Raw genomic sequence first — 14,263 nt, forward strand, 5'->3', positions numbered from 1 at the left:
GCCTTACGTCCCCTATTCCAACGCCGGTCAAAAGCACGCCGAGTCGGCTCGTCATGACGAGCCGACTCGGCGGGTGTCTGGGTCAGAAGGACGGGATCCAGTCGAAGGTGTCGGGGTTGGGACCGGAGCGGCCGGACTCGCCCTTGTCGAGGGCCGCGAGGGCTGCGACCTGGTCGGCGCTCAGCTCGAAGTCGAAGATCGCGAGGTTCTCCTCGAGCCGCTCGCGGCGTACGGACTTGGGGAAGACGATGTCGCCACGGTCGATCTGCCAGCGGAGCAGGACCTGGGCGGGCGACTTGCCGTGGGCGGAGGCGATCTCGGCGACCACCGGGTCGGTGAGCTCACCGCCGCCCTGCCCGAGCGGGGACCAGGACTCGACCTTCGCGCCATGACCCAGGGTGGCGGCGCGAGCGGCCTCGTTGGCGAAGTAGGGGTGGACCTCGATCTGGTTGACCGCGGGGGCGACGCCCGTCTCGGCGACGATCTTGTCGAGGTGGTCGGGCTGGAAGTTGGAGACGCCGACGGAGGTGGTCAGGCCCTCCTCGCGAAGGCCGACGAGCGCCTCCCACGTCTTCGCGTACGTCCCGTCGTACTGCGTCGGCAGCGGCCAGTGGATCAGGAACAGGTCGACGCGGTCCAGGCCGAGCAGCTCCAGAGACCTCTCCAGCGATGCCTTCGCCTTGGCCTGGTCGTGCTGGGAGTTGTTGAGCTTGGTGGTGACGTAGACGTCCTCGCGGGCCAGTCCGGCGCTTTTCAGCGCTGCACCGACTCCGGCCTCGTTCTGGTACATCTGCGCGGTGTCGATGTGGCGGTAGCCGGCCTCGAGAGCCTGGCTCACCACCTGCTCGGTCTCGTCCTGCGGAACCTGCCAGACACCGAGGCCGAACTGCGGGATCGACGTGCCGTCGTTGAGCTTGATCGTGGGAACCGTCATGTCCCCATACAACCAAGCGGGCAATGACCTATTCCATCTCTGGCTCGATCTCAGCCGATCGTCACGGTCACCACGTTGGAGTAGGCGCCGGTGTCGATGTCCTTCATCCGGAACTTGTGCCTTCCGACCCGGCCGGACTGGATCGGGGTGGAGAACTGCTCGCCGGTGACGCGTACGTCCGGGATCCCGAACTCTCCCCAGCCCTGGCCGTCGTTGCGCTCCAGGCGGAGGATGGCGCCCTCGCCGCCGGGGTAGATGCCGGTGAGATCGATCCGCTCCATCGGCGTCGCCACGACGATGCCGGCCTGGAGGGTGATCTCCTTCGCCGGCTTCTCCTCGACGGTCCGGGACGGCGACGGGCTCGTGGAGGCAGCCTTCTTCTCCGGAGAGCTCGTCGGGGAGGCGTCGAGCGTGATCGCCGGCCCGTTCGCGGTCTTGGTCGGCTTCGGCGACGGGGCGTAGAGCGAGGCGCCCGCGTCCGGGTCGGTGGCCTGGTCGTCGGTGGCACCGCCACCGAGGCCCATGATGTTGGCACCGACGAACATCCCGATCCCGATGATCAGCCCCACGCCGACCGCAACCGCGACGAGCGCCGTGACTCCGGCTGCGATCGGGTGCTGCCCGCCCTGCTTCACATCTGCTCCTCGACCCGCCCGTGGTGATGGTGACAATTCAGCCACACGTTCTGGCCGAGCACCACAGGTTCAGCTGATCAGCTGCTGGCGGCGGGCGATGGCGGCCGCCTCCGTGCGGCTTCCGGCGCCCAGCTTCCCGAGGATGTTGGAGACGTGCACGGAGACCGTCTTCGTGGAGATGAACAGCTGTTTGCCGATCTCGCCGTTGCTGCGTCCCGCGGCCACCAGCGTCAGGATCTCGCTCTCCCGCGGCGTCAGGGACGTCGACGTCGCCTGCTGCTGCTTGACCGCCGTCGCGCCGAGCGACCTCAGCTCGTCGAGCAACGGCTGCAGCCCGAGCCGCTTCGCGGTCTCCCGGGCCTTGTCGGCGGTCACCCGCGAGCGGGCCACGTCGCCCGTCGCCCGCTGGATGGCGGCGTACGTCGTCCTGACGGCGGCCAGCCCCGGGACATCGCCATAGGCCTCGACCTGCTGCTCGGCACGCTCCCACGCCGCCAGCAGCGACTCCTGGGGCGGGGCGTCGATACCGGCCAGCCAGTGGACGCGGAGCACCTCCGCCTCCAGCCGGGCGGTCCAGGCCCGTCCCTCCGGCCCCCACTCCCCGGGCTCGTACTGCGCGACCACCTGCTCGCCGTCGCTGTGCAGCTCGTCGACGATCTCGACCAGCGCAGGCCACCGCGCCGCCGGCAGCGAGGGCAGCATCTGCGCGATCCCGGAGGCGGCGACGACCGCCAGCCGCACCCGGCCGCCGAACCACTCGGTCCAGAACTGGGAGAGGGTCTCGACCGCGTCCGCGTAGACCCTGAGCACTCCCTCGGCGTCGCCGGCGCGGGCCAGCGCGGTCATCTCGACGACCGAGCCGTAGAGGGCGACCAGGCCCTCCTGGATCCAGAACGGACGCAGGGCCCGGGCTGCTTCACCGACCGATGCCCCCTGCGCTTGCTCCATCATCATCCGGAGCATGTCGAGAAGCGCGACCGGGATCGGCGGCGCGTCGGGCAGGTTGCCACCGGTCAGCGCGAGCGCCTCGTCCCACTCCCCCAGCACCATCTGGATCCGGACGATGTCGGAGCGGGCGCCGGCAACGTAGGGCTGCCACTGCAGCGACTCCCCTCCGGCCTCGTTGATCACCGCCCGGAACCACCTCAGCGCCTCCCGGTAGTCCCCGGCCTCGTCGTAGGAGCGACCGAGCGTGTAGAGCCCCCGGCTGACGGCGTACGTCGACCCGACCTGCCGTGCCTGGTCGATCGTCTCGCGCAGCACCTGCCGGAAGCCCTCGACCTTGTCACCGCCAGCTCGGCCGGTGCGGACCTTGAGCATCGACAGGCTGGTGGCCATGTCGGAAGCTAGCTTGGAGAGGCTGTGCCGCTCGGCGATCTCGATGCCCTCCAGCCCGACGGCCTCGGCCTCCTCGCTGCGGCGGTAGGTCACGAGCGTGCGAGTGCGCACGGCCAGGACGGAACACCGCACCTTCGGCTCGGCGTCGGCGGGAAGCGCGACCATCGCGTCGTGGGAGTGGGTGAGCGGGTCGCCGTTCTCCATGAGGAGCGCCGCCTCGGCCCGGGTCGCCAGCAGCAGCGCCCGCCCGACCGACGGCCCGGCCGGGATGGCGTCGAGCCGCTCGGCCAGGATCGCGTCGGCCCGCGAGGGCAGCCCGGCGAGGATGAGCGTGTCGGCGGCGCGCTCGTAGACCCGGTCCAGGTTGACCGCGGCCGCCTGGGCGACCTTCGGGTCTGCGGCGAGGCCCAGCGCCTTTTCATAGTGGTGGGCCGCCTCGCCCACACCACTGACGCTGCGGGCCTCCTCGGCCGCCGCGATGCGAGCCCGCAGTGCGGTGGAGAGGTCGCCGGCGTGCTTGGCGTGCAGCGCGAGCTCGGCGGCGGCGCCCAGCCCCGGGGTCTCCTTCAGCACCTCGGCGAACCGGGCGTGCAGACGGACCCGCTCGCCGGGCAGCAGGTCGTCGTAGACCGCCTCGGCGAGCAGCGCGTGCCGGAACGTGTAGCGCGAGCCGGTCGGCTCGAGCACCTTCTGCTCGACCGCGGTGCGCAGGGCGTCGTCGAGCTCGTCGGTCTTCATCTCGGTCACCGCGGCGAGCAGCTCGTGGGTGACCCGGCGCCCGGCGATGCTCGCGGTGCGGACCACGCTGCGGGCGGAGCCGTCGAGCCGGTCCAGCCGCACCAGCAGCAGGTCGGCGAGGTCGACCGGGAGGTCCTCGTCGCAGCCGGCCTGCACCAGCTCCTCGACGAAGAAGGCGTTGCCCTCGGCGCGGCGTACGACTCGCTCGGCGTCGACCTTGCCGGGGGCCAGCTCGTGGACCAGCAGTCGGACCGAGTCGTCGGAGAGAGGCTCGAGCACGATCCGCTCGACGTCGGGCAACCGGCCCCACTCGCCGACCTGGCGACGCAGCGGGTGGCGACGGTGGATGTCGTCGGCACGGTAGGACGCGACCATCGCGACCGGGCCGACGTAGGGCCGGGTGAAGAGGTAGGTCAGCAGGTCGCGGGTGGACTGGTCGGCCCAGTGGGTGTCCTCGACCACGACCAGCAGCGGCGCCTTCTCGGCGGCCGCCTCGAAGAGGGTGTGGACGGCGTCGAAGAGCTGTCCGCGGTCGGTCCCGGTCGGGGCGGCGCCCTGGTTGGCGCCCATCACGCGACGGACGGGCCGCAGCCTGGCCAGCGCCGGATAGTCGGCCGCCACCCGCTCGACGACGTCGGGCAGGTCGGCGACGATCCGGTCGAGGATCTCCGAGAACGGCATGTACGCCACCGCGCTCTCGCCGAAGTCGACGCAGTGTCCCGCGTGCACCTGCCAGCCGTCGGTCACCGCGCGGTCGCGCAGCGCGGTGAGCAGCCGGGTCTTGCCGACGCCGGCGTCACCGGCGAGCAGGACGTGCTGGCGGCCGGCCTCGGCGGTCGCCCCGTCAGAGACGACCCCGAGCAGACCGGTGAGAGCCTGCAACTCGGGGTCGCGACCAACAAACGACCGAGCACTTTGCGCCATGTCCCCTATCATCGCGCCTCCGGGCACGGGTTTCTCCCGCATTACCGTCCTCCGAGGACTCAGTTGTGTATCGAGTCCATCCGGCGGGGACGGCGGCGCCGCACCTGGCGGGCGAGACGGTCGGCCGCGGTCGCGTTGCGAATGCTCTGCCGGCGGTAGGCCAGCTCGGCGTCGTAGCTGATCTGGTTGCTGTAAGTCATGCATCCAGACTCGGCTCCTGAGGTAGTGCCACGCATGAGGCGCCTGCCTTAGGTGCAGGTCAGAGGTGCCTCAGGAGGCCGTGATCCGCGTCACTACTACGACCGCAGTAGTGCGCCTCGCCCGAGCGGTCGATACGAATGAGGACCGCGACCGGCACACTGGGATCGTGAACCAGGCGACCGAGGTGAGCCTTCTGGACCGTGTCCCCAAACCCGTTCGCGAGACTCTTGTCGCGCTCTTCGCGGGCATGGCGTTCTTCGCCCCCATCTCCGATGGTGTGGGAGAACGTACGCCACTCGGCTACGCCCTGATCGCGGCGTACACGGCACTGCTGCTGGTGCGTACGCGGTTCCCCTGGGCTGTCCTGGCCGGGGCTGTCGCGCTCCAGTGCGCTCTCGTGCTCACTTTCACCACGTCACCGGTGTCGACCCTCGCCCTCCTGATCGCGGTCTACACGGTGTCGGCACGGAGCCCGTGGCGGATCGCGGTCAGCATGGGTGTCCTGGTCGCGGCGGCACTCTTGATCACTCTCGGCGTGGTCATCGGCGGCCTCATCGTCCGGTACAGCGTCCCCGTGGCCGTCCAGGTCGCGTTGGCGGTCGCCCTCGGGCAGACGGCGCGGATCCGTGCCGCCTACATCGCAGAGATCACCGACCGCGCGCTGCGGGCAGAGGCCACGCGCGAGGCCGAGGCACGCCGCCGGGTCGCCGAGGACAGGCTGCGGATCGCCCGGGACCTGCACGACGCGGTGGCCCACCAGATCACCGTGATCAGCCTGAACGCGGGCGTCGCGTCGTCGGCCATCGCCGACAGGCCGGATGCTGCCCGTGAGGCGCTGCAGACCATCCGAGAGTCGTCGCGGCTGGTGTTGCGGGAGATCGGCGACATGCTCGCCACGCTCCGCTCTCCCGAGGAGACTCCCGAGGCCCCCGCCGCACGGGGCCTGACCGCCGTGCCCGACCTGATCGGGCAGTTCGAGAGGTCCGGGCTGGCGGTGACGTACGAGATGTCCGGTGATCCGGCGCCGATCTCCACGGCTGTCGACATCGTCGCCTACCGGGTGATCCAGGAGGGCCTGACCAATGCGTTGAGGCACGGGCCGGGGACGGCGGACCTCGAGGTCGAGATAGGACCACGACGCGTGTCGATCCGCTTGTCCAACCCCCTCGTGAAGCAGTCCCACGCGGGCACGGGGCACGGGCTCGTGGGGATGGCGGAGCGGGTCGCATCCGTGCGTGGGGCCGTCGAGTACGGCGTGACCGAAGGATCCTTCGTGGTCGCGGCCTCCCTTCCCATCGCCGAGCCCGTCGCCGAGCCAGTCACCGAGCCAGTCACCGAGACGGGAGCCGAGGAATGACCGTCACACTGCTCGTCGTCGACGACCAGGTCCTGATCAGGACGGCCGTCGTCGAGCTGCTCCGCAGCAGCGGGGAGATCGACGTCGTCGGGGAGGCGGTCAACGGCCGCGAGGCCGTACGCCTCGCCCGCGAGCTCCACCCCGACGTGGTCCTGATGGACATCAGGATGCCGATGATGGACGGGATCGAGGCGACCTCGGTGATCCGTGCCGACTCGTCCCTGGAATCGACGCGCGTACTGATCCTGACCACGTTCGAGGAGGACGAATACCTGCTGGCCGCCCTCCGGGCCGGCGCCGACGGGTTCATCGGCAAGGGGGCGGAGCCGGACGAGATCGTCCGTGGCGTACGCGCCGTGCGGGACAGGGAGTCGCTGCTCTCTCCCACGGCCACCCGCAGCCTGATCAGCCGTTATCTGAAGGTCGACCGGACTGTGGCGACGAGCGGGCGCTACGACGCGCGACGTCTGGAGGAGCTGACGCCCCGGGAGCGGGAGATCCTGGTCCTGGTGGCCGGTGGCCTGTCGAACCAGGAGATCGCCGACGCTCTGGTCATCTCGCCGTTCACCGCGAAGACGCATGTCAACAACATGATGACCAAGCTGGACGCGCCCGGACGCGCCCAGCTGGTCATCTGGGCCTACGAGTCAGGCCTGGTCGTTCCGGGCTCCTGAGAGAGCCGCCTCCTCCCCGCGGACGATGTCGATCTCGACCTCGCTCTCGCCGGGCATGTCCGCAATGGCCGTACGCAGCTCGGCGACCGTCATCGTGCGCCGCTGGGCTCCTTTCGGCTGCCGACGCCGCTGGCGGCGCCGTTCGCGTCGCTCGTGGCGACCCTCGATGAGCTGGTAGACCGCGGGCACCAGCAGCAGGGTGAGGAAGGTCGAGGAGACCAGACCACCGATGACAACGATGGCCAGTGACTGCGAGATGAAGCCGCTGCCGCCGGTGATCCCGGTCGCCATCGGCACCAGCGCGAAGATGGTCGCGAGGGCCGTCATCACGACCGGACGTACGCGGCGGCCCGCGCCATGGTGGATGGCGTCGGCGACCGACTGGCCGCGGCGGCGGTACTGGTTGATCAGGTCCATCAGCACGATCGCGTTGGTGACCACGATGCCGATCAGCATCAGCATGCCGATCATCGCCGAGACGCCCAACGGAGTGCCGGTGACGAAGAGCAGCCCCAGCGACCCGATCGCCGCGAACGGGATCGACATCATTAGGATCAGCGGCTGCACCGCGGAGCGCAGGATGCCGACGAGCAGGATGAAGATGAGTCCTACGGCCACCAGCATCGCCAGGCCGAGCTGACTGAACGCCTCGGTCTGCTGCTCGGAGACCCCGCCGACGGTGGTGTCGACACCGTCGGGGAGGTCGAGCCCGTCGAGACGTTCGTTGACCTCGGTCTGGACCGACCCGAGCTCGTCCTCAGCCGGGGTCAGGGAGACGGTGGCGACCAGGTCCGTGCCGGTGCGCGCCAGGCTGGAGGGGCCCTTGACCTCGCTGATCTTCGCGACGTCCTTCAGCCTCAGGTCGCCGACGCCGAGCGTCAGGTTGCTGACCTGCTCGGTGGTCTCGACGCTCGTGCCGGCGACGTAGACCGAGAGGTCCTGGTCGTCGACGGTCATCTCGGTGACCGCCTGTGGCGTCATCGCGGAGGCAACGATCCCGGTGACGGCCTGCTCGGTGAGGCCGCTCTCGGCCGCCTTCTCGCGGTCGACCTGGACCCGGAGCGTGGGCTGTTCGGCGGCCAGGCTGCTGCTGACCTCGGTCGTGTCCGGCACGTCCTTGAGCGCGGCGTACACCTGGTCGGTGGCCTTCTCGACCGACTCGCGGCTGGTGCCGGTGACCTGTACGTCGACGGTCGAACCGCCGACGCTGCCACCGCCGGCCTGGCCGACCTCGATCGAGTTCGGGTCGGGGAGCTCGGCGGCGGCGTCCTCGACGCGATCGGTGACCGTGTCGACATCGGCGCCGTCGGCGAGCGTGATCGTGTAGGTCGCGGTGGTGTCGCCGGAGGCGCCCTGGCCCGGACCCTGCATCATCGTTTCACCGGAGCCGGCCAGGCTCGCGGTCACGACGACGTCCTCGACGTCCTCGACATCGCGGAAGACCTTCTCCGTGTCAGTCACCCGGCTGGTGACCTCGTCGACGGACAAGCCCGAGTCGTACGTCTGGGTGACGCTGACGCTGTCACCACCGGTGTTGCCGAGGAACTCCACCTTGAGCTGCGGGATCAGTGAGAGCGACCCACCCAAGAGGATCACCGCGGCCATGATCACTGCGATCGGCTTGCGGGTCGTCCAGCGAAGCAGCGGCAGGTAGTAGCGCTGCAAGATGTTGGGCTCAGCCTCCTCACCTTCGTCCAGATCAGACGCCGGAAGCTCTGCGCCCGCCGGGTGCTCCGGCTTCTTCAGGAACCAGTAGGACAGCACCGGCACGATCGTGAGCGCGACCAGCAACGAAGAGACCATCGCGATCGTGACCGTCAGAGCGAACGGCCGGAACAGCTCGCCGACGAACCCGCCGACCAGCGCGATGGGCACGAAGACCAGGACGGTGGCGACGGTCGAGGCCGTGACCGCCGAGGCGACCTCCTTGGTCCCGTCGAGGATCGCGGTGACCTTCTCCTCGCCGTAGCCGAGATGCCGTTTGATGTTCTCGATCACCACGATCGAGTCGTCCACCACGCGTCCGATCGCGATCGTCAGAGCGCCGAGGGTGAACATGTTGAGCGAGTAGCCCCACAGGTAGAGCCCGATGAACGCCACCAGGATCGAGAGCGGGATGGAGAGTGCGCTGACCACCGTCGCGCGGCCCGAGCGCAGGAAGAGCAGGATGACGATGACGGCCATCGCCAGCCCGAGCAGACCCTCGATCGCAAGGTGCTCGATCGAGTCGGAGATGAAGGGTGCCTGATCGCTGACGACGGTGATCTCGGCGTTGTCGTCGAGGTCCTTCTCGAGGTCGTCGATCTTGTCCTCGACGTCGGCGGAGAGGGAGACCAAGTCGGCGTCGTCGGTGGCGGTGATGGAGACGGAGACGGCGGGCTCACCGTTGACGCGGGTGAGCGAGGTGACCGGGTCGCTGGTGATCTCGACCTTCGCGACCTCACCGATCGTCACGGGCGGGGCGTTGGGCTGCGCCGAGCCTTGGGCCTCGGCACCCTGGGGCACCTGCTGCTCGCCGCCGCCCGTCGCCTGGCCGCCCTGAGCGGACCCACTGGACGTACCTTGCGAGGCGGTGAGCGGCAGGCCCTTGACGTCGTCGACCGAGGTCAGCTCGTCGCCGACCTGGACGGAGACAGTGCTGCCGTCCTCCTCGATGCTGCCGGCCGCCGTGGTCGACCCGTTCGACTGAAGGGCCTGGGAGATCGAGTCGGTGGTCAGGCCGTGCGTACTGAGCTTGTCCGTATCTGGAGTGATCGTGATCCGCCGGCCGGTGACGCCGCTGACCGAGACGTCGCGTACGCCCTCGACGGTGCGCAGCTCGGGGACCGCGATGTCGTTCAGCCGTTCGCCCAGGTTCTGCTCCGAGGCGTCCGAGGAGACCGTCAGCGTCATCGCTGCCAGGTCGTCCATGGAGCCGCTGGAGATCTCGGGCTCCGCCCCCTCAGGGAGCTGCGACGCGACCGAGTCGATCGCCTCCTGGGCGTCAGCAACCACCTGGTCCTGGTCGACGCCGAAGTCGGTCGACAGCGAGATCACCGAGACTCCGCTGGACGAGGTCGAGGTGACCTCATCGACCTCGTCGACCTGCTCGAGGGCCTTGACCAGAGGTACGGTGACCTGCTCGTCGACCACCTCGGTGCCGGTGCCGGGGACGACGGTCATCACCGTCGTCTGGGGCTGCTCGAAGTCAGGGAAGAGCTCCTGCTTCAGAGAGGTCAGGGACAGCACGCCGGCGGCGGCTATCAACAAGGTCAGCAGAGCGACGACCGCTCTGTTCGCCAAGCTGGCGCTGGTGAGTTTGAACAACGGAAGACTCCCCGCGAAATACGGACTCGGATGGGACTCTTCGATGCTCCCCAAGTCGCCGGTTCGGGACATCGGCTGGACGCAGCGACTCCGTCTACTGCAGATGGACGAGTCTCCGGGTCCCCGCTAGTCCACGAGCCCCCGACGGCGTCCGATGGCCGCTGCCTCGGTGCGGCCGGAGGCGCCGAGCTTGGCCAGGATGTTGGAGACGTGGACCGAGACGGTCTTGGTCGAGATGAACAGCTGCTTGCCGATCTCGCCGTTGCTGCGCCCGGCCGCGACCAGAGCGAGGATCTCGCTCTCCCGGGCAGTGAGCTGGCCCGAGGGACCGGCCGTCGAGCGCTGCGGGGTGGTGCCGAGAGTGAGCAGGTGGTCGAGGAGCGGTTGGGCACCGAGCAGCTTCGCCGCGGCCCTGGCCCGGTCCGCCAGCTCACGGGCTCCGGCGGTGTCGCCACCGGCCCGGAGGATCTCGGCGAGCCGGACCCGCGACCAGGCGAGCTCGTGGACGTGCGGGTAGGCCTCGAAAGCGGCCACGGTCTCCCGCCACGCCTCCACGAGGTCGTCCTGCTCCGGCACGGAGATGCCGGCCAACCAGTGGGCACGGAGCCCCTCGGCCCGCAGCCGCGCCGACCACGCCTGCCCCTCCAGCCCCCAGGGCTGCTCCGTCTCGACGGGCCGGGTGCCCGCCTCCAGGATGCGGTCCACCTGCGCCATCACCTGCGGGCGCGCACCGACGGGAAGGTCCGGGACGGCCGAGCCGATCGCACCGACGGCGATCGCCGCGAGCCTGGCGTGGGCCCCGAACCACTTTCCCCAGCCGGTGGCGAGGGCCGCGACGCCGGCGCCGTAGGCCTCGATCGCCCCGTCGATGTCGCCACGACCTGCGGCAGCCCTGATCTCCACCGGCGCCGACTCGCTGGCGGTTGCCACCTCCTGCTTCCACGACGGCCGCAGTCGCCGTGCCTCCGTGCCGAGATCGGCGCCGCGGGCCTGCTCGATCATCAGCCGCTTGGACTCCAGCCACGGCCACAGTGCCGGCGGGATGCCGTACGCGTCGGTCAGGGCGAGCGCGTCGTCCCACCGGCCGGCGGTGTGGAGATAGTCGAGCCAGGCGATCCGGGCATCGAACGAGTACGGTGCCCACGGGACGCCTCGCTCCACGCCGAGCTCGAAGGCACTGCGGTAGGTCTCACCGGCCTCGTCGAGCCGGCCGGCGGCGTCGAGAGCGAAGCCGAGCTGGATCCGCCCACGCAACTCCGGATGGAGCGCGCCGACCTTGGCCGCCCTGGCCACGGCCTGGCGCAGCGGCTCGATCCAGACCTGCGGCGGGCGACCCCACGACCCGGCCAGCGTCACGGCCACCTCCGCGGCGAGCCCGGTGCGGCCGAGCTCCTCGGCCAGCGCCAACGCCTGCCGGCCCGCCTTCTCGGCGTCGTCGTGGCGGCGGGCGATCATCAGCTCCCGAGCGTACGCAGCCAGGAGCCGCGCCCGCACCAGCGGCGGGGCGTCGTCGGGAAGCTCCGCGATCGCCGACTCGGCGAGCTCCCCCACCCGGACGTCGTTGACGTAGGCGAAGCTGGTCTCGATCTCGACCGTCATCAGCTGTGCGCGCCACAGCCCGGGCGCGTCGGCCGGGAGCGATTCCCGCTGCTCACGGGCCAGTTTCCCGGCACGGTCGGCGTGCCCGGCGGCGACCATCGCATCGCTCGCCTTGACCACCAGATCGACGAGTCGCTGGGTGTCCTGATCCGAGCCGGCGCGGCCGGCGAGCAGGGCGATCGCCTGCTGGTAGTGCTGCGAGGCCTCGTCGGGACCACCGGTGGCAGCCGCCTCGTCACCGGCCGCGATCCCCGCGGTCAGCGCGGTCTCGTGGTCGCCGGCCAGGCGAGCATGGCGGGCGAGACCAGCCGCACTGCCGGTGGTGAGGTCGCCGCTCAGCGCCTCGACGTAGCGCTGATGGAGCCGGACCCGCTCGCCCGGGAGCAGGTCGTCGTAAACGGCCTCGCCGAGCAGGGCGTGCCGGAAGACGTAGTAGCCGTCCTCGCGCGGCACCAGGATCGCGCGCTCGATCGCCTGCCTCAGCCCGGCGTCGAGGGTGGGCCGGTCGAGACCGGCGACGGCATCGAGGAGCTCGTCGCTGACGTCGCGCCCGGCGGCGCTGGCGGTGTCGACGACCTCGCGCGCGGTCGCGTCGAGCTGCTCCAGCCGGATCAGGAGCAGGTCGGCGAGGTCCCAGGGCAGCTCGTCGGCGCCTGCGGCCTGCACCAGCTCCTCGACGAAGAACGCGTTGCCGTCTGCGCGGCGTACGACGCTCTCGACGTCGAACCCGGCACCCGGATCACCGGCGAGCTCGCCGACCAGGACGCGTACGTCATCGTCCGAGAGCCGCCCGAGGTGGAACCGCTCGACCGAAGGCAGCCGGGTCCACTCGGCCAGCTGGCGGCGCAGCGGGTGCCGGCGGTGGAGGTCGTCAGCGCGGTAGGAGGCGAGGATCGTGACCGGGCCGTCGAACGGCCGGGTGAAGAGGAAGGTCAGCAGGTCACGGGTGGACTGGTCGGCCCAGTGGGTGTCCTCGACCACGACCAGCAGCGGCGCCTTCTCGGCCGCGCGCTCCAGCAGCGCGTGGATCGCGGCGAAGAGGTTGCCCCGGTCGAGTGCCTCCTGGACGGCGGTGTCAGCCCCGCCGAGCGCACGGGCCACGGGAGCCATCCGCAGGAGCGCCGGATGTACGTCGGCGACCTGCGCGACCACCTCGGGCAGCGCGGTGGTGATGTTGTCGAGGATCTCGGTGAAGGGCAGGTACGCCTCGGCGCTGTCGCCGAAGTCGAGGCAGTGCCCGACCAGCACCTGCCTGCCGTCGGCGGCCGCCCGGCCGCGGAGCTCGCGCAGGATCCGGGTCTTCCCCACACCGGCGTCACCGGCGAGAAGGACGTGCCGGCCCCTGCCCGACGGCGCGGTGCCGTCCAGCCCGACCAGCCCGACCAGCGTCTCCAGGTCGGCTTCACGTCCGACCAGCCTCTCGGCACTCTGCGCCATGGGCGCAATCATCGCGCCTCCTGCCAACCCCGGACGTGAAACAACGCCGAGCCGGATCTCTCCTGCTCGGCGTTGCTGGTCGGGACTGCCGCTGTGCGCCCGCATCTCAGCGGGTGCGGTTGCGTCGCGTCTGACGAGCCTCGGTGGCCCGCTGGCGCTTGGCCAGGTCCTTCTGGATCTGCTGGCGGCGGTACTTGACCTCTGCTTCGTAACCTACGGTGGTGTACATCTCGATCTCCTGCTGGTCTGTCCTGCTGGGATGTCCTGCTGACATCGAGAAGACTCCTCCGCTGAGGTAGGCACCCGGATCGGTCGGGCGCCCTACTTCCCGCCCTATTTCTGGCCAGGGCGCCTTACTTCCCGACCTAGGGCACGCGCTCCGCGCCTTAGACGGGACACTGGGCCTATGGAGTTCTCCGAGGTCGTACGTCGCCGCAAGATGGTCCGCAACTACACCGCCGATCCCGTGGACCCGGCGGTGATCGACAAGATCCTGCACAACGCCACCCGGGCGCCGTCGGCCGGCTTCTCCCAGGGTTGGGGGTTCCTCGTGCTCGACACCCCCGAGGACGTACGCAGCTACTGGGAGGCGACGGCCGACGTGTCCGAGCCCGACTCCTGGCTCACCGGGATGATGACCGCGCCGGTGATCGTGATCCCGTGCTCCTCCAAGGACGCCTATCTGGACCGCTACGCGCAGCCCGACAAGGGCTGGACCGACCGCGACGAGGCGCACTGGCCGATGCCGTTCTGGCACATGGACACCGCGATGGCGACCATGCTGATCCTGCAGACGGTGGTCGACGAGGGCCTCGGCGCGCTCTACTTCGGCATCCCGCCCGAGTCCGACGCCGCGGTCCGCAAGGCGTTCGACATCCCCGACGCCTTCGACCCGATCGGTGCCGTCACCATCGGCCACCCCGCCACCGGCGGCGCCAAGGGCTCCCCCACCCGCCGCAAGCGCACGCCGCTCGAGGACGTCGTCCACCGCGGCCGCTGGTGACCTGTCAGTCCTCGTCGGTCGAGCCGCGAGCGCTAGCGAGCGTGTCGAGACCCACACCGAGACCCACCGCCCGCCAGACAACCGGGTTGTGGAGACAACCCCCCCCCCAAACGGGGC

Annotated in this window: 10 protein-coding genes; 3 read left to right on the forward strand and 7 right to left on the reverse strand. The window is 70.2% G+C overall.

Features of this window, described 5'->3' with window-relative positions:
• Positions 1-82 precede the first annotated feature (82 nt).
• From ACFV9G_RS23670 to ACFV9G_RS23685, 4 genes are all read right to left on the reverse strand, one after another.
• Positions 83-934, reverse strand: a complete 852-nt coding sequence (locus ACFV9G_RS23670; protein WP_378730546.1) for an aldo/keto reductase — start codon at positions 932-934, stop codon at positions 83-85.
• Between the two features lie 50 nt (positions 935-984).
• A complete protein-coding gene (locus ACFV9G_RS23675) occupies positions 985-1,569 on the reverse strand; it encodes a hypothetical protein (protein WP_378730548.1) in 585 nt (194 codons plus the stop codon).
• Between the two features lie 69 nt (positions 1,570-1,638).
• Positions 1,639-4,569, reverse strand: coding sequence for an AAA family ATPase (locus ACFV9G_RS23680; protein WP_378730550.1), 2,931 nt, complete (start codon positions 4,567-4,569; stop codon positions 1,639-1,641).
• Between the two features lie 59 nt (positions 4,570-4,628).
• Positions 4,629-4,769 carry a hypothetical protein gene (locus ACFV9G_RS23685; protein ID WP_378730552.1) on the reverse strand — a complete coding sequence of 47 codons (141 nt, stop codon included), beginning with the start codon at positions 4,767-4,769 and terminating at the stop codon, positions 4,629-4,631.
• 167 nt (positions 4,770-4,936) lie between these two features.
• On the opposite strand from ACFV9G_RS23685, the gene ACFV9G_RS23690 reads away from it, so the two are divergent.
• Entirely contained in the window at positions 4,937-6,127 is a 1,191-nt protein-coding gene (locus tag ACFV9G_RS23690) for a sensor histidine kinase (RefSeq protein WP_378730555.1), read from the forward strand.
• Positions 6,124-6,801 carry a response regulator gene (locus tag ACFV9G_RS23695; RefSeq protein WP_378730557.1) on the forward strand — a complete coding sequence of 226 codons (678 nt, stop codon included), beginning with the start codon at positions 6,124-6,126 and terminating at the stop codon, positions 6,799-6,801. The genes ACFV9G_RS23690 and ACFV9G_RS23695 overlap by 4 nt, the downstream gene beginning before the upstream one ends.
• On the opposite strand, the gene ACFV9G_RS23700 is transcribed toward ACFV9G_RS23695, so the two are convergent.
• From ACFV9G_RS23700 to ACFV9G_RS23710, 3 genes are all read right to left on the reverse strand, one after another.
• Entirely contained in the window at positions 6,775-10,083 is a 3,309-nt protein-coding gene (locus ACFV9G_RS23700; RefSeq protein WP_378730559.1) for an efflux RND transporter permease subunit, read from the reverse strand. The genes ACFV9G_RS23695 and ACFV9G_RS23700 overlap by 27 nt on opposite strands.
• Before the next feature lie 150 nt (positions 10,084-10,233).
• Positions 10,234-13,155 carry an AAA family ATPase gene (locus ACFV9G_RS23705; protein ID WP_378730561.1) on the reverse strand — a complete coding sequence of 974 codons (2,922 nt, stop codon included), beginning with the start codon at positions 13,153-13,155 and terminating at the stop codon, positions 10,234-10,236.
• Between the two features lie 94 nt (positions 13,156-13,249).
• A complete protein-coding gene (locus ACFV9G_RS23710; RefSeq protein ID WP_357339889.1) occupies positions 13,250-13,372 on the reverse strand; it encodes a hypothetical protein in 123 nt (40 codons plus the stop codon).
• Between the two features lie 177 nt (positions 13,373-13,549).
• Between ACFV9G_RS23710 and ACFV9G_RS23715 the strand changes: the two genes are divergently transcribed.
• Positions 13,550-14,146, forward strand: a complete 597-nt coding sequence (locus ACFV9G_RS23715; protein WP_378730563.1) for a nitroreductase family protein — start codon at positions 13,550-13,552, stop codon at positions 14,144-14,146.
• The last annotated feature ends 117 nt before the right edge of the window (positions 14,147-14,263 follow it).

Origin of the sequence: Nocardioides sp. NPDC059952 (assembly GCF_042730435.1) — a bacterium.
Classification (GTDB): Bacteria; Actinomycetota; Actinomycetes; order Propionibacteriales; family Nocardioidaceae; genus Nocardioides.

Coding starts and splice junctions, on each gene's coding strand:
- ACFV9G_RS23670 (WP_378730546.1), bottom strand. CDS start 934: ATGACGGTTCCCACGATCAAGCTCAACGACGGCACGTCGATCCCGCAG.
- ACFV9G_RS23680 (WP_378730550.1), bottom strand. CDS start 4,569: ATGGCGCAAAGTGCTCGGTCGTTTGTTGGTCGCGACCCCGAGTTGCAG.
- ACFV9G_RS23685 (WP_378730552.1), bottom strand. CDS start 4,769: ATGACTTACAGCAACCAGATCAGCTACGACGCCGAGCTGGCCTACCGC.
- ACFV9G_RS23695 (WP_378730557.1), top strand. CDS start 6,124: ATGACCGTCACACTGCTCGTCGTCGACGACCAGGTCCTGATCAGGACG.
- ACFV9G_RS23705 (WP_378730561.1), bottom strand. CDS start 13,155: ATGATTGCGCCCATGGCGCAGAGTGCCGAGAGGCTGGTCGGACGTGAA.
- ACFV9G_RS23710 (WP_357339889.1), bottom strand. CDS start 13,372: ATGTACACCACCGTAGGTTACGAAGCAGAGGTCAAGTACCGCCGCCAG.
- ACFV9G_RS23715 (WP_378730563.1), top strand. CDS start 13,550: ATGGAGTTCTCCGAGGTCGTACGTCGCCGCAAGATGGTCCGCAACTAC.